Consider the following 24,396-nt stretch of genomic DNA (forward strand, 5'->3'; position numbering starts at 1 on the left):
GCGGGTGTCTGTTACTCTCTGCGGCGTGTCTGCTGCCACCGCCCACCGCGTCCGCCATGAACTGGCGTTGATTGCTGTCGGCGATCTGGCAGTTGCCGACATTCTTTGTCGCTGACGCCCTTCTCGGCGTTCACTTTCGGTCGAATCCGACCACAGCCCGCACCCTTCGCCATACCGTTCCCCGGAGCGCACCGGCGATGCGCGGTCTGTGCGGTTCGTCCCGAACGCCCCTCATTCAGGACATCCGTCCGATCTCCATGTGTGCGGTCCGGTTCGTGCCGGGCCGATCCCGTACGTCGTCACCTTCGCTTTTCGAGCCTGGTAGGAAGGCAATCCCCATGAGGTATCGCTCCCGTTCGTTCTTGACTGCACTCGCCGCGTTCGGCGCCGTCGCGCTGACTGCGTGCGGCGGCGGTTCGAGTGACGTGGTCGGTGGCACCGAGACCGCCGCCGACGGCAGCGGCGGCACGATCAACCTGTTCGCCTACGCGGTGCCGAAGCCAGGATTCGACAAGGTCACCGTCGGGTTCGCCGAGACCGAGGAGGGGAAGGGTGTGCGGTTCAATCCTTCGTACGGTGCCTCGGGCGACCAGTCCCGCAAGGTCAAGGACGGCGCGCAAGCCGACTTCGTGAACTTCTCCGTCGAACCCGATATCACGCGCCTGGTCGATGCCGGGTTGGTCGACGAGAACTGGAACAAGGACGCGTACAACGGGATTCCGTTCGGTTCGGTCGTCACCATCGTCGTCCGCGAGGGTAATCCGAAGAACATCCAGGACTGGGACGACCTGCTGCGGCCGGGTATCGAGGTGGTCACCCCGAACCCGTTCAGTTCCGGATCGGCGAAGTGGAACCTGTTGGCGCCGTACGCTGCCAAGAGCGACGGCGGCCAGAATCCGCAGGCCGGCCTCGACTACCTGGGCAAGCTCGTGGGGGAGCACGTGAAGGTACAGCCCAAGTCGGGACGTGAGGCCACCGAGACGTTCCTGCAGGGCACCGGCGACGTGCTGCTGAGCTACGAGAACGAGGCGCTGTTCGCCGAACGCAACGGTGACCCGGTCGAGCACGTCACCCCGCCCACCACTTTCAAGATCGAGAACCCGGCCGCGGTCATCTCGAACAGCCCGAACGCCGCCCAGGCGACTGCCTTCCGCGACTACCTCTACACCACCGACGCGCAGCGACTGTGGGCAGAAGCCGGCTTCCGGCCCGTCGACCCGGCCGTCGCGGCAGAGTTCGCCGCCGACTTCCCGCAGCCGCAGAAGCTGTGGACAATCGCCGACCTGGGCGGCTGGAAGGCCGTGGACGCCGAGTTGTTCAAGCAGGGGACCGGCAGCATCGCGGTCATCTACGAGAAGGCGACCAACTAGCCGTCGTGCGCACGGCGTGAGCGGCGGTGACCGGACGTGGCGACGATTGCGCCGCGTTCGGCCACCGCGTCGGCAGCCGCTAGGGTGGTCGGGTGGATCAACTCGCGAACTGGTGGGACGGCGCCGAACTGTGGATCGCCGGCCTTCCGTTCATTCCCCAGGTTCTCCTGGTGCTCGCGGTGATGATCCCGGCCTGCTTCGGTATCGCCTGGCTGCTCGATCGCGTGTTGTCTGCGGTGTTCGCAGCGATCGGTCGTGCCGAACCGGCCGCGTCGGATGTCTGCGCGGAGGCGCGCTCGAAGGTGGAGGGTTCCTGATGCCGCGCTCACGCGTGACCTTGGCTCTGATCGCACTTATCGTCCTGGTCGTCATCGCCTGGTACTTCACCCGCTGACGCCGTCCCATTCACCAGAAATGCGATTCGGATGGCGGCTCGGCGCTCTGCTAAAGTCTGCCGCGTGTCTGTAGTCGTCGCCCACCAGGTCCGCCATGAACTGGCGTTGATCGCTGTCGGCCGACTCGCAGTTGCCGACGTCGACTGTTGTTGATTCACCCGCCGGTGTTCGCCCAGTCGTGACACGCGCGCGTTCCGTCCGAACGCGTAGCTCTTCGCTCGTCACCTCGCCGCCCACGTGTGCCGCGAACACCTCCGTGCCCCGATAGCTCCCGCTGTCCGACCGTCCGGTCGGTCCGATCGGCTGCGAGCTCTTCTGCATCTGTCGGCCCTGTAGGAAGGTAACTCCGTATGAACCACCGGTCCCGCTCCCTCCTGGCGGCGTTCGTCGCAGCCGGCACGATGGCACTTGCCGGGTGTAGCGGCGGTTCGAGCGACGTCATGGGCGGTGGAGACCTCGGCGCCGACGGCAGCGGCGGCACGATCAATCTGTTCGCGTACGGCGTCCCCAAGCCCGGGTACGACAAGGTCACCGCGGCGTTCGCGGACACCACGGACGGCCAGGGCGTGCGGTTCAACCCGTCGTACGGCGCCTCGGGCGACCAGTCCCGCAAGGTCGAGGACGGCGCGCAGGCCGACCTGGTGAGCTTCTCCGTCGAACCCGAGATCACCCGCCTCGTCGAGGCGGGACTGGTGGACGCCTCCTGGAACGAGAACGAGTACGGCGGTGTCCCGTTCGGTTCCGTCGTCACCCTCGTGGTGCGCGAGGGCAATCCGAAGGGCATCCGCGACTGGGACGATCTGCTGCGGCCGGGTATCGAGGTGGTCACCCCGAACCCGTTCAGTTCCGGATCGGCGAAGTGGAATCTGTTGGCGCCGTACGCCGCGAAGAGCGACGGCGGGAAGGATCCGCAGGCCGGCCTCGACTACCTCGGCGAGCTCGTGGGGGAGCACGTGAAGGTGCAGCCCAAGTCGGGACGAGAGGCCACCGAGATGTTCCTGCAGGGCACCGGTGACGTGCTGCTGAGCTACGAGAACGAGGCGTTGTTCACCGAACGCAAGGGCGACCCGGTGGAGCACGTCACGCCGGATGTGACATTCAAGGTGGAGAACCCGGTCGCCGTGGTCTCCACGGGCCGGAACGCGTCGACCGCCGTCACGTTCCGCGAATTCCTCTACACCCCTGCCGCCCAACGCCAGTGGGCGCAGGCCGGGTTCCGGCCCGTCGACCCGGCCGTCCTGGCCGAGTTCGCGGCCGATTTCCCGGAAGCTCGGAAGCTGTGGACCATCACCGACCTCGGTGGGTGGGACGCCGTCGACCAGGATCTGTTCGAGCCGGGCTCGGGCCGGATCGCCGCCATCTACGAGAACGCGACGAAGTGATGACGACCGTGACTACTCAGCCGACTCGACAGTCGGCGCCGACACCGTCGGCCAAGCCGAAGACACGATTCCGCCGTAGGTTCGCCGTCACCGGCGCTGTCGGCCCGCTGGGCATCGGCATCGCGGGCCTGTGGCTCAGCGTGATCGTGCTGCTCCCACTGGCGGCCTTGGCCGTCACCTCGTTCGAGAACGGCTGGTCCGGTTTCTGGGACGCGGTCACCGCGCCCGGCGCACTCGCAGCCCTGCGGGTCACCGTCGTGGTCTCGGCGATCGTCGCCCTGGTCAACGTCGTGATGGGCACCGCGATCGCCTGGGTGCTCGTCCGCGACGAGTTCCCCGGCAAACGAATCGTCAATGCGCTCATCGATCTTCCGTTCGCGCTGCCCACGATCGTGGCGAGCATCGTGTTGCTGTCGCTGTACGGACCGCAGAGCCCGGTCGGTGTCCACCTCAACGCAACACAGCCGGGTTTGATCGTCGCGCTGGCGTTCGTGACGCTGCCGTTCGTCGTCCGCTCGGTGCAGCCAGTGCTGATCGAGGCCGACCGCGAGGTCGAGGAGGCGGCCGCGTCGTTGGGCGCGAACAACTGGACCATCTTCCGTTCGGTGGTGCTGCCGACCCTGGCCCCGGCGGTCATCAGCGGCGCCGGCCTCGCGTTCGCCCGCGCGATCGGCGAGTACGGGTCGGTCGTGCTGATCGGCGGCAACATTCCCCGCGAGACACAGGTGGCGTCGCAGTACATCCAGCAGCAGATCGAGATCGACCGCCCGGTCAGCGCCGCCGCGGTCTCGGTGGCGCTGCTGGCGATCGCGTTCGTGACGCTGTTCGTCCTGCGCCTGTTCGCGGCCCGTAACCAGCGCCGAGAGGAGAACGCCCAGTGAAGCTGTCCCCGACGGCGCGGATCGGTCTGCGGACCATCGTCCTCGCCTACCTGTTCGTATTGCTGATCATGCCGATCGCGGTGATCCTGTACCGCACCTTCGAGAACGGCTTCGTCGCGTTCTATCACTCCATCAGCACCCCGGCCGCGGTCTCGGCACTCAACATGTCGCTGATCATCGTGGCGATCGTGGTCCCGCTCAACGTCGTGTTCGGCATCGTCACGGCGCTCGCCCTGGTGCGTGGGCGCTTCCCCGGACGCGGTCTGCTGCAGTCGGTGGTCGACCTGCCGTTCGCGGTGTCGCCCATCGTCGTCGGCGTCTCGTTGATCCTGCTGTGGGGCGCGAACGGCTGGTTCGGCGGCCTCGAATCGACCGGCTTCAAGGTGATCTTCGGACTGCCGGGCATGGTGATCGCCACCATCTTCGTGACGCTGCCGTTCGTGGTGCGGGAGGTGGAACCCGTGCTGCACGAGATCGGCGAAGAACAGGAACAGGCCGCGGCGACCTTGGGCGCGTCGAAGTGGCAGACGTTCACCCGGATCACGCTCCCCGCCATCAGGTGGGGCCTGACCTACGGCGTCGTCCTCACCGTCGCCCGGGCACTCGGTGAGTTCGGTGCGGTCATCATGGTCTCGTCCGGCATCCCCGGCCAGTCGCAGACCCTGACCCTGCTCGTGCACTCCCGCTACATCGACGACCACAACACCTTCGGGGCCTACTCGGCAGCGACGCTGCTGATGGGTATCGCCCTGATTACCCTGCTGCTGATGACTCTGCTCGACCGCAAGAGGAGCACGACATGATCACCGTGACCGGTGCGCGCAAGAACTACGGCGACTTCGCCGCGCTCGACGATGTCACTCTCGACATCCCGTCGGGCTCGCTGACCGCGCTGTTGGGGCCCAGTGGCTCGGGCAAATCGACGCTGTTGCGGTCGATCGCCGGCCTCGAGCATCCGGACTCCGGCACCATCACGATCGCCGGCAAGGACGTCACCGACGTGCCGCCGCAGAAGCGCGACATCGGCTTCGTGTTCCAGCACTACGCGGCGTTCAAGCACATGACGGTGCGCGACAATGTCGCGTTCGGACTCAAGATCCGCAAGCGGCCCAAGGCAGAGATCGCCAAGAAGGTCGACGATCTGCTGGGGATCGTCGGGCTGGACGGCTTCCAGCACCGGTATCCGGCGCAGCTGTCCGGCGGTCAGCGTCAGCGCATGGCACTGGCCCGCGCGCTCGCTGTGGACCCGCAGGTGCTCCTGCTCGACGAGCCGTTCGGCGCGCTCGACGCAAAGGTGCGCGACGACCTGCGGACGTGGCTGCGGCGCCTGCACGACGAGGTGCACGTCACCACGGTTCTCGTCACCCACGACCAGGAGGAGGCGCTCGACGTCGCCGACCGGATCGCGGTGCTCAACAAGGGGCGCATCGAGCAGGTCGGCACCCCGCAGGAGCTGTACGACACCCCGGCCAACGACTTCGTGATGTCGTTCCTCGGACCCGTCGCCCGGCTCAACGGGCAGCTGGTGCGCCCGCACGATCTGCGCCTGGACCGCAACCAGTTGCCGCAGTCGTTCGCGGCCACGGTCTCGCGCGTCGTACACCTCGGTTTCGAGGTCCGCGTCGAGCTGCAGCCCAAGACCGGGGCGCAGGAGCTGTCGGCGCAGATCACCCGCAGCGACGCCGAGGCACTCGCGCTGCGCGAGGGCGAAACCGTGTACGTGCGACCCAGCGACATCGCCGGCTGACCCGCCGAGCAACACGAAAGCCCGGTTCCCTCGTGGGGAGCCGGGCTTTCGTCCGTGCGGTGGGTCAGGATCCGAGCGAACCGAACGACAGTGAGCCGACGGCGCCTTCGGGTGTGGCCGGGTAGTCGGGGGCGAGTTCACGCATCAGCTCGAAGGCCGCTCCGTCGGTGGCCGCGGAGTCGTCGCCGTTGGCCATGACGGTCACGCCCCACCCCTCGGACGGCATCAGGTAGGTGGCGCTGGTCGTTCCCGAGGCGCCGCCGTTCTTGAACGCGTACGGACGGTTGATCCCGTTCTGAGCGGGGAAGAGCTGCCAGGCCATCCCCATCTGCATGTGCGGCATGTTTGTCGGTGATACACCCGGGATCGGCTCGAGCATCGACTGCAGGACCGGGACGAGCGGGTCGTCGCCGTAGCCGAGGGTGGCAGCGACCCACTTCGCCATGTCCGACGCCGTGCTGATCAATCCGCCGCCGCCGGCGAGTGCGCCGGTGTTGTACCAGAGGTCGGTCGGGGTGCCGTTCGAGTACGGCACCGCCAGATCCGGTGTGGGGCTCTCGATGACCGTTCCGGTCATGCCGAGCGGCCCGGTGAGCTCGCGCTGCACGACGTCGGCGAATCGGGGTTCGGCGTGGCCCGGCTCGTACGCGTCCGCCATCAGGGTGCCCAGGGCGCCGAAGCCGAAATCGGAATAGAGCCAGGCGGATCCCGGCGCGTCGGCCAGCGCGCCCGGCGCCTCCAGCCCCTCCCAGAGCAGGGTGCGGTTGTAGAGCGCCTTCGCGTCCGAGCAGCCGTGGGTCCCGCCGCCCGGGCAGCCCGCGTTCAGGTTGCCCGGATCGTCGGCGAGTCCGGATCGGTGGGTGACGAGGTCCCCGAGCGTGATTGCGGCACCGCCCATCGTCGGGAACGTGACGTTCTGTTCGTAGTCCTGCGCGAGGTCGTCGAGGTCGGAGTGACCCTCGGTGATCCGCTTGGCGAGCAGAGCGGCGGTGAACGTCTTGGTCTCCGAGGCGATCTCGAACTGCGTCTGCACGCCGACCGGGCGATGCCGCTCCTTGTCCGCCATCCCGAAGTGGTACGTGGTGGTGATCGCCTCGTCCGGCCTGTTCGGGTTGCGCTTGACGATCGCGATCGACATGCCGGGTGCACTCTGTCCGACGACCTTCGATGCGGCTCGGGCCACGGTGCGCGTCTCCCACCCGTCACCGGTCGACGATCCGGCGTTCGGGACGGGAATCGCGGCGGAGGCAGTGGGTGCGAGGGTCGCGGCGAGCACCACGCATGTCGCGGTCGCCAAGACCGCGACGCCGGCCCGTCGGTACGGGCGGCGGAGAGTCGGTTGCATGATCACGAGAGTAGATCCGCGGTAAAGCTTCTCGTCAGATTTCTCCCACAGCGGTCGTGGCGGACCCGCGCCCGAACGAACGTCAGCTCAGGGGAGTGCGGTCCAGGCGCTCACGCAGTGGTAGGTGCCGTCCTGGTACACCAGCGGGGCCGCGAGGGAATCGGCGTCGTGGATCTCGTCCACCGCGGCTGTCACGACCAGCGCCGGCCCGACCTCGGTACGGGTGAGCGGGGTACAGCGCAGCACTGTGCCGGTGCCGTGCAGGAGCGGCTCGCCGGATCCCGGTGTCGACCAGGCCGTGTCGACGCCGAACCGGGTGCTACCGGCCGCCGCGAACCGGCGGGCCAGCGCGACGTTGTCGGCGGTGAGCAGATGTACGAGGACGCTCGACGCAGTGGCGACCTCGGCGGCCGAACCCCGCAGTGCCTGCAGCGAGAAACCGAGCACCGCGGGGTCGGCGGAGATCGATGCGACCGAAGACGACGTGATGCCGACCGGGCCGGTGGCGGCGTGTGCGGTGATGATCGCGACGCCCGCGGGGTGACCCCGGAACGCGCGCCGGAAGTCTTCGCCGAGCAGGGAGTTCGGAGCAGCGGTCGTCAACGCGAGGTCCTTCGTCGAGGCGGTGGTGTCACTGACGACGCTAGAACCTCGAGTTGACTCGAGGTAAAGGGATTGTGGTCGACGCCACGAGTACGGCTCCCTACGATGACGTGCATGACCCCACCCCGCGACACCACCGGCGATCTCCCCGTCGGGATCGGACGTCCGGCCACCCGGGCGCTCGCGCAAGCCGGCATCACCACCCTGGAGGCCGTCGCGCAGCACTCGGCGAAGGACCTCCTCGCGCTCCACGGCGTCGGCCCTAAAGCGATCCGGGTGTTGACCGACTCGCTGGGCGAGCGCGGTCTCGGCCTTCGAACCGAAGACGCCTAGGGCGTGACGTGACCGGGCGGTGACTCGGGGTCGAGTGGCATGGTGAGGTCGTGAGCGCCGAGAACGTGGTGTCGGCGAATGTGCACTCGACGAAGCGGCCGCCCACCAGCTTCGCGTCGGTGAGATCTGCTCCGCGGAACGTGCACCGCTCGAACACGGTGTTTTCTCCGAGCGTGAGTTTGCGCATCGATGCGCCCGTGAAGTCGCAGTCGGTCAATCGCCGCCCGATCCGTGCCCTCGTCAGGCGCGCCGATCTGAAGCTGCACCGCGCGAAGAGTCGGTCGAACGTGCTGACCGACGCGGAGATTCCGTCGAAGCGGCTGTCGCTCACCTCGGTCTCGACGAAGTGGAGCATTCCTCGGGCATAGCTCAGGTCGAGCCGCTCGAGTGCGAGGTACTTGATCGAGAGCGGGTATCCGCGAGCCGTCTTCACGCCCCGTAGGTCCACACGACCGTCGTCGTCGGTTCCGAACGGGGACGTGATCTCGTGTGTGCGTCCCACGAATCCGGCCTGATCGACGAACTGGCGCGCGAGCTGGGCCGTGGTCTCGGAACTCCACCTGCCGCGCAGCGATGCGGCACTCGCCGCGCCGTGCTTGTCGTTCGTCACCGACCCACTGTAAACGTCAGGCGGACAGTTGCCACGAGTTCGCTGCGCCGAGCGCGGACCGGTACCGATCGAGAGCAACTTCGGCGACGTTCCGATGTGCGCCGATCGTCTCGGCGAACACGACGTCGGGAGCGGCGTCGAGTGCGGCCGCGCCGAGACGGTCGGTGAGTCGGCCGGGCGCCAGGAACCACGGTGCGATCACGATGCGCTCGACCCCTCGCGAGCGCAGCAGTGAGATCGCCTGTCCGACGGTCGGTTCGGCGGACGTTGCGAAGCAGGTGGTCGTCGCCCACGGGTTGCCCTCGGCGAGGACGCCGGCCAGGGCGCGGGTGCGATCGTTCGCCCGTGGATCGGACGACCCGACCGCGGCGAGGACGACGCCGGTGTGGGTGTGGTCCGTGACAGTCCCGGTCTGCGTGATCCGGTCCCGGACCGCGTCGACGAGTCGACGATCGTGGCCCAGGACGTCCGCCTGGACGAGCGTCAGCTGCGGGTGCCGTGCGCGGGCAGCGGCCAGGATTCCGGGAAGATCCACCCTGGCATGGAAGGCGCTGCCGAGCAGCAGCGGAACCACCACTGCAGCGGAATGCCCCTCCGCGGCGACGGCGTCGACGACCTGATCCACCGACGGCGCGTTCAGATCGAGGAAGCACAGCCGGACGTCGACGTCCGGCCGCTGCGCGCGGATCGCCGCCACGGCAGCCGTGACCACCCGAGCGGATCGGGGATCACGACTGCCGTGTGCGACGGCGATCAGCGGAATCACGGTGTCAGACCCGCTCACCGAGTTCGACCGCGGCGATGGCGTCACCGACCAGACCGGCCGCCAGCGTGTTGCCGCCGGCCGGATCGATCAACAGGAAGCTGCCGGTGTGCCGGTTGACGGTGTAGTCGTCGGCCACGATCGGCTCCGCGACACGCACCGAGATCTTGCCGATCTCGTTGAGCTCGAGCGACTCCGGGGACAGCTCCGACGTCAGCTCCTGCTCGTCGAGGCGCTCGACGAGCGCGCCGACGATGGCCTGCGTGGTGCGGGTGCCGTGCTTGAGCAGCAGCCGCGCGCCCGGACGCAGCGGCTTCTCCGCCAGCCAGCAGACAGTGGCGTCGAACTGGTCGATCGGCTCCGGCGCGCCCGAGGGTGCCGCGATGGTGTCGCCGCGTGAGACGTCGACGTCGTCGGCGAGCACCAGCGTCACGCTGCGACCCGCGTGCGCGACGTCGAGTTCACCGTCGGCGGTGTCGATGCGGGTGACCGTGGTCCGGGTGCCGGACGGCAGGATGACGACCTCGTCGCCGGGCACCACCGAACCGGCCGCCACCTGACCGGCGTAGCCGCGGTAGTCGGGGAACTCGGCGGTGCGCGGACGGATCACGTACTGCACCGGGAACCGCAGGCCCACGGCATGCTTGCCTTCGTTGTCGCTGTCCACGGGCACCGACTCGAGGTGCTCGATCAGCGTGGGCCCGTCGTAGTACGGGGTGTTCTCCGACCGCACCGCGACATTGTCGCCGTGCAGCGCCGAGACCGGGATCTCGAGAACGTCTTCGGCGGCCCAGCCGAGCGAACCGGTCAGCGAGCGGAACTCGGCGGAGATGTCCGCGAACACCTGTGCCGGGTCCTCGACGAGGTCGATCTTGTTGACCGCCAGCACCAGTCGTGGAACGCCGAGCAGTGCCAGCACTGCGGCATGCTTACGCGTCTGCGAGATGACGCCCTTGCGCGCATCGACCAGCAGGATCACCAACTGCGCGGTGGAGGCACCCGAGACGGTGTTGCGGGTGTACTGCACGTGGCCCGGGGTGTCGGCGAGCACGAACGACCGACGCGGCGTCGCGAAGTACCGGTACGCGACGTCGATCGTGATGCCCTGCTCGCGCTCGGCGCGCAGGCCGTCGACGAGCAGCGACAGGTCGGGGGTGGACAGGCCCTTGTCGACCGACGCGCGCGTGACGGCGTCGATCTGGTCGGCCAGAACGGATTTGGTGTCGTACAACAGCCGACCAACGAGGGTGGACTTGCCGTCGTCGACGCTGCCCGCGGTAGCGAGTCGTAGCAGGTCGCTCATGATCAGAAGTAGCCCTCTCGCTTGCGGTCTTCCATGGCCGCTTCGGAAACTCGGTCGTCGCCACGGGTCGCGCCGCGCTCGGTCAGCCGGGAGGCCGCGACCTCGGCCAGGATTGCCTCGTTGTCGGCAGCCTCGGACAGCACCGCGCCGGTGGTGGAGCCGTCGCCGACAGTGCGGTAGCGCACCGAGAGCGTCTGCAACTCCTCACCCTCGGCCGGGCCGCCCCACACGCCGGGAGTCATCCACATGCCGTCGCGCTGGTACACCGGACGCTGGTGGGCGTAGTAGATGCTCGCCAGTTCGACGTTGTCCCGTGCGATGTAGCGCCAGATGTCGAGCTCGGTGAAGTTGCTGAGCGGGAACACCCGGACCTGCTCGCCGGGGGAGTGCCGGCCGTTGTAGAGATTCCACAGCTCGGGGCGCTGACGCTTGGGATCCCACTGTCCGAACGCGTTGCGCAGCGAGAAGATCCGTTCCTTGGCGCGGGCGCGCTCCTCGTCGCGACGTGCACCACCGAACACGGCGTCGAAGCGGTTCTCGGCGATCGCGTCGAGCAGCGGCACGGTCTGCAACGGGTTGCGGATGCCGTCCGGGCGCTCGGTGAGGCGGCCGTCGGCGAGGTAGTCCTCGACCTTGGCCACGTGCAGGCGCAGGTTGTACTTCGCGACGACGTGGTCGCGGAAGTCCAGCACCTCGGGCAGGTTGTGCCCGGTGTCGACGTGCAGCAGCGCGAACGGCAGCGGCGCGGGCCAGAACGCCTTGATCGCCAGGTGCAGCAGCACCGTCGAGTCCTTGCCGCCCGAGAACAGGATCACGGGCCGCTCGAACTCGCCGGCCACCTCACGGAAGATGTGGATGGCCTCGGACTCGAGCGCGTCGAGGGTGTCGAACTTGGTGCCGTCGAGCTGAAGCCGCGGCTCGGGGAGGGAGATGTCGATTGTCATGAGGCGTGCAACCCGCATTCTGTCTTGGCGGAACCGGCCCACCGACCGCTACGCGGATCGGCGCCGGGGAGTGGTTTGACGGTGCAGGGGGCGCACCCGATGGACGGATACCCCTCGTCGACGAGCGGATTCACCAGGATCGAGTGCTCGTCGATGTACGCCTGCATGTCGTCGTCCGACCAGGCGGCGATGGGGTTGATCTTCACCAGTCCGAACGCCTCGTCGAACGAGATCAGCGGTGCGTTCGCCCGGGTGGGGGCCTCGACCCGGCGGATGCCGGTGACCCACGCCCGGTAGTTCTTCAGCGTCGCCTTCAGCGGCGCGACCTTGCGCAGCGCGCAGCAGCGGTTGGGTTCGCGGGCGAACAGGTCCTTGCCCAGGGTCGCGTCCTGCTCGGCGACGGAGACGTCGGTTTGCGCGTTGATGACGTTGACGCCGTACACCTGCTCCACCGCGTCGCGGGTGCCGATGGTCTCCGGGAAGTGGTAACCCGTCTCCAGGAACAGGACGTCCACGCCGGGATGCACCTGTGCCGCAAGGTGAACCAGCACGCCGTCCTGCATGTTCGACGCCACGATGTAACCGTTGCGGTCTCCGGTGCTCGCGCTCGTCTCGGCGCCGAAGGTGTCCTCGGTCCACTGCAACAGGTCACGGGCGGACGCGCCGTCGAGATCGGCTGCGCCCCGTTCCGCGATCGCGCGGAGGTCGGCCTCGGTCGCCGCGGTCAGATCAACTGTCATCGCAAATCCCCCTCGTCTGCTCGAACTGCCCACTGTGCGAAGCGTTCACCCTCGGTGCGGTGCTTCACGAAGTTCCGCACCACCCGGTCGATGTAGTCACCGAGCTCGTCACTGGTGACCTTGTGCTGGCGCAACTTCCGGCCGAAGGCGCTGTCGAGGCCGAGGCTGCCGCCCAGGTGAACCTGGAAGCCCTCGACCTGGTTGCCTTCGCCGTCGTCGACCAGCTGGCCCTTGAAGCCGATGTCCGCGATCTGGGACCGGCCGCACGAGTTGGGGCAGCCGTTGATGTTGATGGTGATCGGGACGTCGAGCTGGGCGTTGATGTCCGCGAGCCGCTCCTCGAGTTCCGGCGCGAGCACCTGCGAGCGCTTGCGCGTCTCCACGAACGACAGCTTGCAGAACTCGATACCACTGCACGCCAGCAGGTTTCGGCGCCAGTGCGACGGCCGTGCGTGCAGCCCGAGTGGCTGCAGTTCGGCGATCAGCTCCTCGACCTTGTCGTCGGGGACGTCGAGCACGATCAGTTTCTGGTACGGCGTGAAGCGGATGCGGTCGGAGCCGACCGCCTCGGCCGCGGCGGCAACCTGGGTCAGGATGGTGCCCGACACGCGGCCGGCGATGGGGGAGAACCCGATCGCGTTGAGGCCGTTGCGCAGCTTCTGGACACCGATGTGGTCGATGGGGCGCTCCGGCTTCACCGGCGCGGGCCCGTCGATCAGCTTGCGCTTCAGGTACTCGGTTTCGAGAACTTCGCGGAACTTTTCCACGCCCCAGTCCTTGATCAGGAACTTCAGCCGCGCCTTGGCGCGCAGGCGGCGGTAGCCGTAGTCGCGGAAGATCGAGACCACGGCCTCCCACACGTCCGGGACCTCGTCGAGCGGCACCCACACGCCGACGCGCTGTGCCAGCATCGGATTCGTCGACAGGCCGCCGCCCACCCACAGGTCCAGGCCCGGGCCGTGCTCGGGATGGTTCACACCGACGAACGCGACGTCGTTGATCTCGTGCACCACGTCCTGCTGCCCGGAGATCGCGGTCTTGAACTTGCGCGGCAGGTTCGAGTACTCGGGGTCACCGATGTAGCGGCGGACGATCTCGTCGATCGCCGGCGTCGGGTCGAGGATCTCGTCGAACGACTCGCCGGCCAGCGGAGAGCCGAGCACGACGCGCGGGCAGTCGCCGCACGCCTCGGTGGTCTTGAGTCCGACGGCCTCGAGGCGCTGCCAGATCTCGGGGACGTTCTCGATCTCGATCCAGTGGTACTGCACGTTCTCGCGGTCCGAGAGGTCGGCGGTGTCGCGGCCGAACTCGGTGGACAGCTCGCCGATCGTGCGCAACTGCTGGGCCGTCAGGGCACCGGCGTCGCAGCGCACCCGCATCATGAAGTACTCGGCCTCGAGCAGGTCGATGTTCTCGTCGCCCGTGTAGGTGCCGTCGTAGCCCTCTTCACGCTGCGTGTACAGGCCCCACCAGCGCATACGTCCCCGCAGGTCGGCCTTGTCGATGCTGGCGAAGCCCTGCTTCGAATAGACGTTCTCGATACGGGCGCGGACGTTGAGCGGGTTGTCGTCCTTCTTGATCTGCTCGTTGGCGTTGAGCGGCTCGCGATAGCCGAGGGCCCACTGGCCCTCGGAGACACGCTTCTTCGGACGCGCGGTGCGCGCCGGCGGGCTCACGGCAGATTCGGCGTCGGTGGTCGACGTCATGGGTGCTCCTGAATTTCGTGAATCTCACGGTGCACCGGTCGAAGACAGGGAGAGGAGGGCTGCTTCCTCGCGGGGTCGTCCTCGGCCGGCCGGATTTTCGGGCCTAACGGGGGGGAGACGAACGCAGGCGAGCGCCGCTGCTTCAGAGCAGGGAAACGCTGGCCGCTACACGCCGCAGGGCAGACAACAACAGCTACAGACACGCTTGAGGTCGACGTGGCGCCGCGCCACCAATCGCACCCCGGTATCTGTCATGCGGGCCATTCTGCCACGGGATTTGGCGTCTGCCGACCACCGGGAGCATATTTCCCCGAAATTCTCGGGAAATGTCCTGTTGGGCGGGCGTTCGTGACGGCAAATCGGGTGGCTGGGACACTGGAGAGGTGAGTGGATCAGTGGTCGATGTCGCATCGACACGCCTGGAACTGCCCGTGTCGGCCCTCGAAGGGGTGGGGACGCGGCCGTTCGGCATCTACGTCCACGTCCCGTTCTGCGCCACGCGGTGCGGCTACTGCGACTTCAACACCTACACCGCAGGGGAGCTGGGCACGTCGGCGTCGCCGCAGTCCTGGCTCGAGGCGCTGAAGCGGGAACTCGCGTCGGCGGCCGAGATCACCGGTGCGCCGAAGGTGGACACGGTGTTCGTCGGCGGCGGGACGCCGTCGCTGCTCGGTGGTGACGGCCTCGCCGCCGTGCTCGGGGCGGTGCAGACGAGCTTCGGCCTGGCCGACGGCGCCGAGGTCACCACCGAATCCAACCCGGAGTCCACGTCGCCGGAGTTCTTCGCGACGCTGCGGGAGGCGGGGTTCACCCGGATCTCCCTGGGCATGCAGTCGGCGGCCGAGCACGTGCTGAGGGTGCTCGATCGCACCCACACCCCGGGCCGGGCGGTCGCTGCCGCGCGCGAGGCGCGGGCCGCCGGGTTCGACCACGTCAACCTCGACCTCATCTACGGAACGCCCGGCGAGACCGATCGCGACCTCGACGCGTCGCTGGATGCGGTGCTCAGCGCCGGCGTCGATCACGTCTCTGCGTACGCGCTGATCGTCGAGGACGGCACCGCGCTGGCCCGGAAGGTGCGCCGCGGCGAACTTCCCGCGCCCGACGACGACGTCCTGGCCTCCCGCTACGAGCGCATCGACGCACGCCTCGCGGACGCGGGGCTGCACTGGTACGAGGTGTCGAACTGGGCTTCCGGCGACGACGCGCGGTGCCGGCACAACCTCGGTTACTGGGACGGCGGCGACTGGTGGGGCGCCGGCCCGGGCGCGCACAGCCACATCGGCGGGGTGCGGTGGTGGAACGTCAAGCATCCCGCGCGGTATGCGGACCGGCTGGCGGCGGGCGAACTGCCCGTCGGGGGCAGCGAGACGCTGTCCGGCGAGGACGTCCACGTCGAGCGGGTCATGCTGACCGTCCGCCTGCGTACCGGGCTGCCGCTGACGGATCTGCACGACGGCGAACGCGCTGCCGCGGAGCGTGTCGTGGCGGACGGTCTCGCGGTCGTCGAATCGGGTCACCTGGTGCTGACGGACCGCGGACGGCTGCTCGCCGACGCCGTCGTCCGGGACATCCTGGACTGACCCGCCGTCCGATCTACTCGGACAGAGCCGCGTCGTAGTCGTAGACCCGGGCGTGCAGCACGACACGGTTCCGCAGTGCCGAGCGCACCGCGTGATGGACGCCGTCCTCGAGGTAGATCGTGCCCTCCCACAGGACGGCGTGCGGGAAGAGGTCGCCGTAGAACGTCGAGTCCTCGTCCAGGAGACGGTCCAGCTGGAGGACCCGGGTGGTCGTGACGATCTCGTCGAGACGCACCTGCCGCGGCGGTATCTGCGACCAGTCACGCAGCGTCAATCCGTGATCCGGATACGGCTTGCCGTCCCTGACGCCTTTGAAGATCATGTGTACCGCCCGTGTTGCTCGACCGTCCGCCGGGTCCTGCGGCCCGACCGGTGACCACAGTACGGCCTGCGCGGCAATTGTTCTGTGTGCCTCGAATGTCCGGCGCGGCCTGCGGAGTTCGCGGCGGACGCGGCCATTAGACTGGGTGCCGAGGTGGATACCGCGCTGGGGCGGGATCCCCGGCTCCGGGGTGCCCGGGCCACGTGGCGAAGCGGAGGTGGTGGCGATGTCGAGCACGGACGACCGGCGATTCGAGGTGCTCCGGGCCATTGTCGCCGACTACGTCTCCACCCAGGAGCCGATCGGATCGAAGGCCCTGGTCGAGCGCCACAATCTCGGCGTCTCGAGCGCCACCATCCGCAACGACATGGCGGTCCTCGAGGCCGAGGGTTACATCACGCAGCCGCATACCAGTTCGGGACGGGTGCCCACGGACAAGGGCTACCGCCAGTTCGTCGACCGCATCTCCGACGTCAAGCCGCTGTCGGCAGCCGAGCGCCGCGCGATCCTGGAGTTCCTCGAGTCCGGCGTGGACCTCGACGACGTGCTGCGCCGCGGGGTCCGTCTGCTCGCGCAGCTCACCCGCCAGGTGGCCGTCGTCCAGTACCCCACGCTGTCGGCGTCGTCGGTGCGTCACCTCGAGGTGGTTGCTCTCACACCCGCGCGCCTGCTGCTGGTGCTGATCACCGACTCGGGTCGTGTAGACCAGCGGATCGTCGAACTCGGCGACGTCATCGACGACGAGGACCTGTCGCGGCTGCGGTCCCTGCTGGGTGGGGCCCTCGAGGGCAAGCGGCTCGCCGCCGCGTCCATCGCGGTGTCGGAGCTCGCGGAGGACGCGCCCGAGAACCTGCGGGACGCGGTCATCCGCTCGGCCACCGTGCTCGTCGAGACGCTCGTCGAACATCCCGAGGACCGACTGGTCCTGGGAGGGACTGCGAACCTGACGCGCAATGCCGCCGACTTCACGATGCAGGCCGGACTGCCCGGTTCGCTGCGGTCGGTCCTCGAAGCGCTCGAGGAGCAGGTCGTGGTTCTCAAGTTGCTGGCGGCGACGCAGGACGCCGGCCGGGTGACCGTACGGATCGGCGAGGAGACGCAGGTCGAGGAGATGCGCGGCACGTCGGTGATCTCCACCGGCTACGGCGCTGCCGGTACCGTGTTCGGCGGTGTGGGGGTCCTCGGCCCCACCCGGATGGACTATCCGGGAACAATTGCCTCGGTGGCTGCCGTTGCCAGGTACATCGGCGAGGTACTCGCCGAGCGATAATGCGCGGTCGGGTAACGCGGTCGGGCCGGACACGTCCGGTGCCGGAGGCGCTCACCGTGTGATGCGAACGATGTAGAGAAGGACGAGATACCCAAAGTGGCACGGGATTACTACGGCACACTCGGCGTCGAGCCGAAGGCGACCGATCAGGAGATCAAGCGGGCATACCGGAAGCTCGCCCGTGAGCTGCATCCGGACGTCAATCCCGACGAGGCGGCGCAGGCGCGGTTCCGTGAGGTCTCCACCGCCTACGAGGTGCTCTCGGACCCCGAGAAGCGGCGCATCGTCGACCTCGGCGGCGACCCGATGGAGTCCGGCGCGGGCGCCGGTGCCGCGGGCTTCGGGGGTGCCGGTTTCGGCGGCCTCGGCGACGTCTTCGAGGCGTTCTTCGGTGGCGGCGGCGGAGCCGCGCGCGGCCCGCGGGGGCGCGTGCAGCCCGGCGCGGACTCGCTCCTGCGTACCAAGCTGACCCTCGCCGAGTGCGCGACCGGCGTGACCAAGACGATCACGGTGGACACCGCGATCCTGTGCGACGGCTGCACCGGTTCGGGCACGCACGGCGATTCCCAGCCGGTCCGCTGCGAGACGTGTGGCGGCGCCGGCGAGGTCCAGTCCGTGCAGCGTTCGTTCCTGGGCCAGGTCATGACGTCGCGTCCGTGCCCGACGTGCCGCGGTGTCGGCGAGACCATTCCGGACCCCTGCCACAAGTGCGGCGGCGACGGCCGTGTCCGTGCGCGCCGCGACATCACCGTGAAGGTGCCGGCCGGAGTCTCGGGTGGCATGCGCATCCGCCTGGCCGCCCAGGGCGAGGTCGGTCCCGGCGGTGGCCCCGCCGGTGATCTGTACGTCGAGGTCATCGAGCAGCCGCACGAGGTGTTCGTCCGTGACGGCGACGACCTGCACTGCACCATCCGCGTCCCGATGGTCGACGCGGCCCTCGGCACCACGGTCACTCTCGACACCATCATCGACGGTCCGACCGAGATCACCGTCGACCCCGGCACCCAGCCCGGGTCGGTCTCGGTCCTGCGCGGGCACGGAATGCCGAAGCTGCGCTCCGGCGTGCGCGGCGACGTCCACGCGCACCTCGAGGTGGTCATCCCGTCGCGGCTCGACGGCAAGCAGAGCAAGCTGCTGCAGGAGTTCAAGAACCACCGCGACCGCGACCACGCCGAGGTCGTCTCGACCGGATCGCAGAACAGCGGTGGCCTGTTCTCGCGGCTGCGCGACGCCTTCAGCGGCCGCTGATCGGCGCCGGACCCACCGATGGCTGCGACCGTCTTCTATCTCGACCCGCTGCCCGACGTCGGCCGCCCCGCCGTGCTCGACGGGCCGGAGGGTCGGCATGCCGCGACCGTGCGGCGGATCAAGCCGGGTGAGCGACTGCTGCTCGCGGACGGCCGCGGCGGGGTCGCCGACGCCGTCGTCACCGCTGCCGGGAAGGACCGTCTCGATCTCGAGGTGACCGCCCGGCTCGACCAGCAGCCGCCCACGCCGCTGGTGACGCTGGTGCAGGCGCTGCCCAAGGCCGAACGCTCCGAACTGGCCGTCGAACTCGCCACCGAGGCGGGGATCGACGTCGTCGTGCCGTGGCAGTCGTCGCGGTGCGTCGCCCGCTGGGAGGGCGCCAAGACGCAGAAGGGCGTCACACGGTGGCGCAACGCGGCGGTCGCGGCGGCGAAGCAGGCACGACGCTCCTTCGTCCCCGAGGTCGCCGACCTGCATCACACGCCCCGGGTACTGGAGCGGGCACGCGACGTCGTCGGACGAGGAGGCGTCGTGGCGGTCCTGCACGAGTCGGCGAAGACGCCGTTCGCGTCGCTGCCGCTGCGGGACGCGCCCGAGGTGATGTTGGTGGTCGGCCCCGAGGGAGGTCTGTCCGACGACGAGATCGCCGCGCTCTCCGACGCCGGGGCGACCGCGGTCCTGCTCGGGCCGACGGTGCTGCGGACCTCGACGGCCGCCGCGGTGGCGTTGGGGGCGATCGGTGTGCTCACCGATCGCTGGTCCTCCGCGCCCATCGACTGAACCGGGGACGACAGCATGCCCAGGACACGTATCGAGTACGGCCCCGAGCCGCAGCAGTTCGGCCACTTCTACGCCCCCGACGGCGCGGGGAACGAGCCGGTCCCCGTCGTCATGGTGATCCACGGCGGCTATTGGAGCGGGAAGTACCAGCTCAATCTCGGGACCACCTTCGCAGTCGAGTTGGCCCGCAGCGGCGTCGCGGTGTGGAACATCGAGTACCGCCGGATCGGTGCGGGCGGCCGCTGGCCGGAGATGTCGGCGGACGTCGTGGCGGCGCTCGAGGCGATCGCCGGTCCGGTCGCGGCGGCGTCACCGGTTCAGCTGGACGTGGACCGGGTCCGCGTCGTCGGGCATTCCGCAGGCGGACAGCTCGCGGTATGGCTTGCCGGGCAACGGGACACGACGATCCGTCCGGAGCTGTTCGTGTCGCAGGCCGGTGCGTTGGACCTGGCGTCGGCCGCCGAACGCGGTCGGCGCGTCAGCTACATCGAGGACCTGTTCGGCGTGCCGTTCGAGGAGGATCCCGGACTGTACCGGTCGGCGTCGCCGCATCATCGGGTGCCGATCGGCGTGCCGGTGGCCGTGCTCCACGGCACCGAGGACGCCCAGGTGCCGGCGAAGATCGCGTCCCGGTATCACGAGGCGGCCCGGGCTGCGGGGGATCCCGTGGATCTGCATCTGATCGAGGGGGAGGACCACTTCGCGTTCCTCGACCCGAACACGCAGAGCTGGAAGCTCTCCCGCGAGTTGTTGCTCGGCGCTCAGTCCTGACCCGCGGCGGCGATTCGACTCGGCAGGATCGCGGCGACCACCACCGCGCCGACGGCGAGGGCGAGACCGCCGACCAGGCTCGCGCGGGATATGGCGTCGGCGAAGGCGACCGTCGCCGCATCCAGCAGCGGCTGTGCCTGGGCGGCGCCGAGCGGGTTCTTCGCCAACTCCTCGGCGACGATGGCCGCGCCGCCGACCGACTCGCCCGACGCCTGCAGCCCCTGCGCCAGCAGATCCGCCTGCGGGCCCGTCAGTTTCGGGACCGGGAGCGATGCGAGGAAGCCGGCGATGCCGTCCTTGTATGCGGAGGCGAGAACCGAGCCGAGGATCGCGATACCGAGTGATCCACCGAGTTCGATCGCGGTGTCGTTGAGACCGCCCGCGGCGCCCAGGTCCTTGTCGGGGAAGCTGCCCATGATGGCGTCCGTCGCCGGCGAGACCGCCAGGCCCACACCGATGCCCAGCAGAACGAGAGTGGGCACGAAGTCGAGGTATGTCGAGGCGCCGTCGATGCGGAAGAGCAGCAGGACGCCCGCCGCCGCGACGAGCATGCCGCCGGCGACGATCGCCCGGGTGCCGACGCGTGGGGTCAGCCTGGCGCTCGCCGCGGCGCCGACCGACACCGCGGCCGCGAGCGGCAGCAGCCGGACACCGGTGTCGAGCGGGCCGAAGCCCAGGACGAACTGGAACTGCTGGGCGATGAAGAACATCGCGCCGAACGCCGCCAGGAACACGAGCAACACGGCCAGAGAGGCGCCGCCGACGGCGCGTTCGCCGAGTTTGCGGACGTTCAGTAGCGGCTGCGGGTGACGCAGTTCCCATGCGACGAACAGGATCAGGCCGATCGCCGAGATCGCCGCAGTGGTGAGCGACGTTGCACCCCAGCCGAAGTGGAAGCCGTCGATGATCGCGAAGACGAGGCAGCCGATCGTCACGACCGACAGCAGCCCGCCCAGCCAGTCGATGCGCCCGAGCCCGTGCGCCTTCGACGGCGGCACCAGGACGAGCGCGGCGACGACGGCGAACGCGGCGATCGGGACGTTGATGAGGAAGGTGGAGTGCCACGAGTGGCTCTCCAGCAGCCATCCCGCCAGCAGTGGTCCGAGCGCGATCGCGAGACCGGACGTGGCGGCCCACGCCGCGATGGCCCGGGCGCGTTCGGTGGCCGGGAACGTCGCGACCAGCAGGGACAGTGTCGCGGGCATGATGATCGCGGCGCCGATGCCCATGACCATCCGGGCCGCGATCACCGACGTCGTGCTGTCCGCGAGGCTGCCGAGGATCGCGCCGCCGCCGAAGACGAACAGGCCCGCGAACAGGGCCCCGCGTCGGCTGTACTTGTCGCCGATGACGCCGAACAGCAGCATCAGTGCGGCGTACGGGACCGTGTAGCCGTCGATGACCCATTGCAGATCCGAACTCGTCAGCTGCAGGTCCCGGGTCATGTCCGGCGCGGCGACGATGAGCGCGGTGTTCGCCATCACGACGATCAGCAGGCTCAGACACAACACCCCGAGCGCGGCCCAGCGGCGTGGGTACGGCCGATCCATCCGTTCGACCGGAGTGCCGGCGATGCCCGGTAGTTGCGACAGCGTGATCGTCATCCTCGAATTCCCTCCCGCGCCCCGGCGGGCGACCGCCGGAGATCTTGCACATTGATGTGCAAGTTAGTTAGTTGCACATCGTTGTGCAATAAGGAGGTGGGGCAGCTCACACTTCCCCGGTCGTCCGGGCCGTGCACCGGGAGCCGCCGAAACGGGCGTCGACCGACACCGCTGTCCGGCGTGCGGCGGTACCGGTGAGGGAAGATGAGCGGGTGAGTTCCGAGCCCCCGACCGTTCCCGCGTCCGGTCGACCACCGATGCGTGCGCAGGCGCGCGCGAACCGGGCGCGCATCCTCGATGCCGCGATCTCCGCATTCGCGGGAGATCCGGACGCGAGCATGGAGGACGTCGCGAGAGCTGCCGGTGTCGTCCGCCGCACGGTGTACTCGCACTTCCCCAACCGGGAGGCGCTGATCGAGGGGTTGGTCGCCGAGGCGTCCGGGGCGATCGCCACGAGCCTGGCGTCGGGGCCGCCCGCCCCGGAGCGGGCCGATCTGGCAGTGGCGGTGCTGGCGCTGCGTACCTGGCCGGTCGGGGATCGGTTCCGGGTACTGCTGTCCTTCGCCCGGCGCGAGCTGGGCGAGGAGCGCATCCACGACCTGCTCGAGCCGCTGCGGACGATCTCGGTGGGCAACGTCGAGCGCGGGCAGCGTGAGGGCGTGTTCTCGACGTACCTGCCCGCCGAGCTGTTGGTCGCGATGTACGAGGGCATGACGCTCACGCTGCTCGAGCACGCGAACCGTGGCGCCATCTCCGATCGGGGTGAGACGTTCGCCACTGCCGGGCTGGTGCTGTTGGGGCTGCGACCCGAGTCGGCCGTCGAGGTCGTCGGTGAGGCGGCGCGCCGACTCGCGGAAACAGGCGACCCCGGCGCGGCCGCCGGCGAGTAACTCGGTGGGCGCCGTCGGCAGCTGGCGCTAGACTTTGGGCACACACGACGACCCGGTCGTGGACCCATCGGACCTGGAAGAAGGCCATAGCCCGCACGTGAGTGAACAAGTCGAGAACGGCAGGTCGCATTTCCGCGACACCCCGCAGGATCCTGCACAGCCGGCTCAGCGCACCGTGCGCTCGAGCATGGAACTCCCGCCCGAGGTGGTACCGCCCCTGCTCGGGTCCTCCGACGAGAATCTGATCGCTCTCGAGCGGGTGCTCGACGCCGACGTCCACGTCCGTGGGAACGCGGTCACCCTCACGGGGACGCCGGCCGACGTCGCGCTCGCCGAACGAGTCCTCGAGCAGCTCGCGGCCCTGGTGCGCCGCAGCCAGCCCATCACCCCCGACGTCGTGCGCCGTACCCACGGCATGCTCACGCAGGGGCTTTCGGAGTCGCCGGCCGACGTGCTGAGCCTGGACATCCTGTCGCGCCGCGGCAAGACGATCCGGCCCAAGACGCTCAACCAGAAGCGGTACGTCGACGCGATCGACGAGAACACCATCGTGTTCGGCGTCGGCCCGGCCGGCACCGGTAAGACGTACCTGGCGATGGCCAAGGCGGTGCAGGCGCTGCAGAGCAAGCAGGTGACGCGGATCATCCTGACCCGTCCCGCGGTCGAGGCCGGTGAGCGTCTCGGCTTCCTGCCAGGCACGCTGCACGAGAAGATCGACCCGTATCTGCGTCCGCTGCACGACGCGCTGCACGACATGATGGATCCCGAGGCGATCCCGAAGCTGATGCAGGCGGGGGTCATCGAGGTCGCGCCGCTCGCCTACATGCGTGGCCGCACCCTCAACGACGCGTTCATCATCCTGGACGAGGCGCAGAACACCACCGCCGAGCAGATGAAGATGTTCCTGACCCGGCTCGGATTCGGGTCCAAGATCGTCGTGACCGGCGACATCACGCAGGTCGACCTGCCGGGCGGGGCACGGTCGGGCCTGCGGGCCGCGACCGAGATCCTCGACGACATCGACGGAATCCACTTCGCGGTGCTCGACAGTTCCGACGTGGTCCGGCACCGACTGGTCTCCGACATCGTCGACGCCTACGACCGGTTCGAGTCGACGCGCAACGCGGACGTCCCGCTGGGGAACCGGGCGCAGCGGCGGGCGGTCCAGCCGCGGTCCCACCGGCGGTAGGGTTGTCTCCGCGAAGAACGGCTCCCGCGTGTCCGCGGCCGACGAAGGAACGACGTAGATGAGTATCGAGATCTCCAACGAATCGGGGATGGAAGTCTCCGACGAGGATTTGATCAGCGTCGCCCGATTCGTGATCGCGCGCATGGACGTGCACCCCGCGGCGGAACTGTCGATGGTGCTCGTGGACTCGGCGACGATGGCCGACCTCCACATGCGGTGGATGGACCTGCCCGGGCCCACCGACGTCATGTCCTTCCCGATGGACGAGCTCGAGCCCGGCGGACGCCCGGACGCCCCGGAGCCCGGTCCGTCGATGCTCGGCGACATCGTGCTGTGCCCGTCGTTCGCGCTCGAACAGGCCGACAAGGCGGGGCATTCGCTCGACCACGAGCTGGCGCTGCTCACCGTTCACGGCGTCCTCCACCTCCTCGGCTACGACCATGCCGAGCCGGAGGAGGAGAAGGAGATGTTCGGTCTGCAGAACCAGTTGCTCGCCGACTGGTACGAGGACCTGCGCCGCGCCGAGCGCGAGGCCGAACTCGCGGCACGCGATCAGCGTCTGCTGGGCAAGGCCGGTTTCTTCGACGGCACCGAGCAGTGACGCTCGGCGGACGGTG

The 24,396-nt window shown here is 68.9% G+C and carries 29 protein-coding genes; 18 read left to right on the top strand and 11 right to left on the bottom strand.

Annotated elements, in window-relative coordinates:
- The first annotated feature begins 25 nt into the window (after window positions 1–25).
- From ABEU20_RS01345 to ABEU20_RS01380, 8 genes are all read left to right on the top strand, one after another.
- Window positions 26–115, top strand: a complete 90-nt coding sequence (locus tag ABEU20_RS01345) for an Ms4533A family Cys-rich leader peptide (protein WP_420162600.1) — start codon at window positions 26–28, stop codon at window positions 113–115.
- 223 nt (window positions 116–338) lie between these two features.
- Complete coding sequence (locus tag ABEU20_RS01350) at window positions 339–1,370, top strand: sulfate ABC transporter substrate-binding protein (protein WP_420162601.1); 1,032 nt, start codon at window positions 339–341, stop codon at window positions 1,368–1,370.
- Between the two features lie 92 nt (window positions 1,371–1,462).
- Entirely contained in the window at window positions 1,463–1,687 is a 225-nt protein-coding gene (locus tag ABEU20_RS01355; RefSeq protein WP_225020133.1) for a hypothetical protein, read from the top strand.
- Window positions 1,688–1,795: 108 nt separating this feature from the next.
- Window positions 1,796–1,918: an Ms4533A family Cys-rich leader peptide gene (locus ABEU20_RS01360; RefSeq protein WP_420162602.1), complete on the top strand. Its 123-nt coding sequence runs from the start codon at window positions 1,796–1,798 to the stop codon at window positions 1,916–1,918.
- Between the two features lie 197 nt (window positions 1,919–2,115).
- The gene (locus ABEU20_RS01365) at window positions 2,116–3,147 is read left to right on the top strand and encodes an extracellular solute-binding protein (protein ID WP_420162603.1); all 1,032 of its coding nucleotides are present in this window, start codon (window positions 2,116–2,118) and stop codon (window positions 3,145–3,147) included.
- Window positions 3,147–4,028 (top strand): sulfate ABC transporter permease subunit CysT, encoded by an 882-nt coding sequence (gene cysT / locus ABEU20_RS01370; RefSeq protein WP_420162604.1) that lies wholly within the window; start codon window positions 3,147–3,149, stop codon window positions 4,026–4,028. Before ABEU20_RS01365 ends, cysT begins: the two co-directional genes overlap by 1 nt.
- A complete protein-coding gene (cysW, locus tag ABEU20_RS01375) occupies window positions 4,025–4,831 on the top strand; it encodes a sulfate ABC transporter permease subunit CysW (protein ID WP_420162605.1) in 807 nt (268 codons plus the stop codon). Before cysT ends, cysW begins: the two co-directional genes overlap by 4 nt.
- Window positions 4,828–5,775 (top strand): sulfate/molybdate ABC transporter ATP-binding protein, encoded by a 948-nt coding sequence (locus tag ABEU20_RS01380; protein ID WP_420162606.1) that lies wholly within the window; start codon window positions 4,828–4,830, stop codon window positions 5,773–5,775. Before cysW ends, ABEU20_RS01380 begins: the two co-directional genes overlap by 4 nt.
- A 64-nt stretch (window positions 5,776–5,839) precedes the next feature.
- Here the strand turns inward: ABEU20_RS01380 and ABEU20_RS01385 are convergent, their stop codons facing one another.
- Window positions 5,840–7,120 carry a serine hydrolase domain-containing protein gene (locus ABEU20_RS01385; RefSeq protein ID WP_420162607.1) on the bottom strand — a complete coding sequence of 427 codons (1,281 nt, stop codon included), beginning with the start codon at window positions 7,118–7,120 and terminating at the stop codon, window positions 5,840–5,842.
- Window positions 7,121–7,207: 87 nt separating this feature from the next.
- Window positions 7,208–7,723, bottom strand: a complete 516-nt coding sequence (locus ABEU20_RS01390) for a flavin reductase family protein (protein ID WP_420162608.1) — start codon at window positions 7,721–7,723, stop codon at window positions 7,208–7,210.
- Between the two features lie 114 nt (window positions 7,724–7,837).
- Here ABEU20_RS01390 and ABEU20_RS01395 point away from each other — a divergent pair, with 114 nt between their 5' ends.
- The gene (locus tag ABEU20_RS01395) at window positions 7,838–8,056 is read left to right on the top strand and encodes a helix-hairpin-helix domain-containing protein (RefSeq protein WP_420162609.1); all 219 of its coding nucleotides are present in this window, start codon (window positions 7,838–7,840) and stop codon (window positions 8,054–8,056) included.
- Here the strand turns inward: ABEU20_RS01395 and ABEU20_RS01400 are convergent.
- Entirely contained in the window at window positions 7,986–8,243 is a 258-nt protein-coding gene (locus ABEU20_RS01400; RefSeq protein WP_456300326.1) for a pentapeptide repeat-containing protein, read from the bottom strand. The genes ABEU20_RS01395 and ABEU20_RS01400 overlap by 71 nt on opposite strands.
- Between ABEU20_RS01400 and ABEU20_RS01405 the strand changes: the two genes are divergently transcribed.
- Complete coding sequence (locus ABEU20_RS01405) at window positions 8,230–8,424, top strand: hypothetical protein (protein ID WP_420163152.1); 195 nt, start codon at window positions 8,230–8,232, stop codon at window positions 8,422–8,424. The genes ABEU20_RS01400 and ABEU20_RS01405 overlap by 14 nt on opposite strands.
- Window positions 8,425–8,682: 258 nt before the next feature.
- On the opposite strand, the gene ABEU20_RS01410 is transcribed toward ABEU20_RS01405, so the two are convergent.
- The 6 genes from ABEU20_RS01410 to ABEU20_RS01435 form a co-directional block, all read right to left on the bottom strand.
- Window positions 8,683–9,432 (bottom strand): sirohydrochlorin chelatase, encoded by a 750-nt coding sequence (locus tag ABEU20_RS01410; protein ID WP_420163119.1) that lies wholly within the window; start codon window positions 9,430–9,432, stop codon window positions 8,683–8,685.
- Between the two features lie 4 nt (window positions 9,433–9,436).
- Window positions 9,437–10,732: a sulfate adenylyltransferase subunit 1 gene (locus tag ABEU20_RS01415; RefSeq protein ID WP_420162610.1), complete on the bottom strand. Its 1,296-nt coding sequence runs from the start codon at window positions 10,730–10,732 to the stop codon at window positions 9,437–9,439.
- 2 nt (window positions 10,733–10,734) lie between these two features.
- Window positions 10,735–11,676, bottom strand: coding sequence for a sulfate adenylyltransferase subunit CysD (gene cysD / locus ABEU20_RS01420; protein WP_420162611.1), 942 nt, complete (start codon window positions 11,674–11,676; stop codon window positions 10,735–10,737).
- A complete protein-coding gene (locus tag ABEU20_RS01425) occupies window positions 11,673–12,416 on the bottom strand; it encodes a phosphoadenylyl-sulfate reductase (protein WP_420162612.1) in 744 nt (247 codons plus the stop codon). Before ABEU20_RS01425 ends, cysD begins: the two co-directional genes overlap by 4 nt.
- Window positions 12,413–14,122, bottom strand: coding sequence for a nitrite/sulfite reductase (locus ABEU20_RS01430; protein WP_420162613.1), 1,710 nt, complete (start codon window positions 14,120–14,122; stop codon window positions 12,413–12,415). Before ABEU20_RS01430 ends, ABEU20_RS01425 begins: the two co-directional genes overlap by 4 nt.
- 165 nt (window positions 14,123–14,287) lie before the next feature.
- A complete protein-coding gene (locus ABEU20_RS01435) occupies window positions 14,288–14,533 on the bottom strand; it encodes an Ms4527A family Cys-rich leader peptide (protein WP_420162614.1) in 246 nt (81 codons plus the stop codon).
- On the opposite strand from ABEU20_RS01435, the gene hemW reads away from it, so the two are divergent.
- Complete coding sequence (hemW, locus tag ABEU20_RS01440) at window positions 14,449–15,705, top strand: radical SAM family heme chaperone HemW (RefSeq protein WP_420162615.1); 1,257 nt, start codon at window positions 14,449–14,451, stop codon at window positions 15,703–15,705. The genes ABEU20_RS01435 and hemW overlap by 85 nt on opposite strands.
- Window positions 15,706–15,718: 13 nt before the next feature.
- Here hemW and ABEU20_RS01445 read toward each other — a convergent pair whose 3' ends face one another.
- A complete protein-coding gene (locus tag ABEU20_RS01445; RefSeq protein WP_420162616.1) occupies window positions 15,719–16,027 on the bottom strand; it encodes a type II toxin-antitoxin system VapB family antitoxin in 309 nt (102 codons plus the stop codon).
- A gap of 226 nt (window positions 16,028–16,253) precedes the next feature.
- Between ABEU20_RS01445 and hrcA the strand changes: the two genes are divergently transcribed.
- From hrcA to ABEU20_RS01465, 4 genes are all read left to right on the top strand, one after another.
- Window positions 16,254–17,297 (top strand): heat-inducible transcriptional repressor HrcA, encoded by a 1,044-nt coding sequence (hrcA, locus tag ABEU20_RS01450; RefSeq protein WP_420162617.1) that lies wholly within the window; start codon window positions 16,254–16,256, stop codon window positions 17,295–17,297.
- A gap of 96 nt (window positions 17,298–17,393) precedes the next feature.
- Window positions 17,394–18,545 (top strand): molecular chaperone DnaJ, encoded by a 1,152-nt coding sequence (dnaJ, locus tag ABEU20_RS01455; protein WP_420162618.1) that lies wholly within the window; start codon window positions 17,394–17,396, stop codon window positions 18,543–18,545.
- Between the two features lie 18 nt (window positions 18,546–18,563).
- Complete coding sequence (locus ABEU20_RS01460) at window positions 18,564–19,325, top strand: 16S rRNA (uracil(1498)-N(3))-methyltransferase (RefSeq protein WP_420162619.1); 762 nt, start codon at window positions 18,564–18,566, stop codon at window positions 19,323–19,325.
- Window positions 19,326–19,340: 15 nt separating this feature from the next.
- Complete coding sequence (locus ABEU20_RS01465; RefSeq protein WP_420162620.1) at window positions 19,341–20,096, top strand: alpha/beta hydrolase family protein; 756 nt, start codon at window positions 19,341–19,343, stop codon at window positions 20,094–20,096.
- Here the strand turns inward: ABEU20_RS01465 and ABEU20_RS01470 are convergent.
- Window positions 20,087–21,700: an MFS transporter gene (locus tag ABEU20_RS01470; protein ID WP_420162621.1), complete on the bottom strand. Its 1,614-nt coding sequence runs from the start codon at window positions 21,698–21,700 to the stop codon at window positions 20,087–20,089. The two genes, ABEU20_RS01465 and ABEU20_RS01470, sit on opposite strands and share 10 nt — an antisense overlap.
- A gap of 257 nt (window positions 21,701–21,957) precedes the next feature.
- On the opposite strand from ABEU20_RS01470, the gene ABEU20_RS01475 reads away from it, so the two are divergent.
- The 3 genes from ABEU20_RS01475 to ybeY all read left to right on the top strand — a co-directional run bounded on the left by ABEU20_RS01475 (window position 21,958) and on the right by ybeY (window position 24,380).
- Window positions 21,958–22,590 (top strand): TetR/AcrR family transcriptional regulator, encoded by a 633-nt coding sequence (locus tag ABEU20_RS01475; protein WP_420163120.1) that lies wholly within the window; start codon window positions 21,958–21,960, stop codon window positions 22,588–22,590.
- 97 nt (window positions 22,591–22,687) lie between these two features.
- Window positions 22,688–23,779 carry a PhoH family protein gene (locus ABEU20_RS01480; RefSeq protein ID WP_420162622.1) on the top strand — a complete coding sequence of 364 codons (1,092 nt, stop codon included), beginning with the start codon at window positions 22,688–22,690 and terminating at the stop codon, window positions 23,777–23,779.
- Window positions 23,780–23,837: 58 nt separating this feature from the next.
- Window positions 23,838–24,380, top strand: coding sequence for an rRNA maturation RNase YbeY (gene ybeY / locus ABEU20_RS01485; RefSeq protein ID WP_420162623.1), 543 nt, complete (start codon window positions 23,838–23,840; stop codon window positions 24,378–24,380).
- The last annotated feature ends 16 nt before the right edge of the window (window positions 24,381–24,396 follow it).

This window comes from Rhodococcus parequi, assembly GCF_046042785.1.
GTDB classification, from domain to species: domain Bacteria; phylum Actinomycetota; class Actinomycetes; order Mycobacteriales; family Mycobacteriaceae; genus Prescottella; species Prescottella parequi.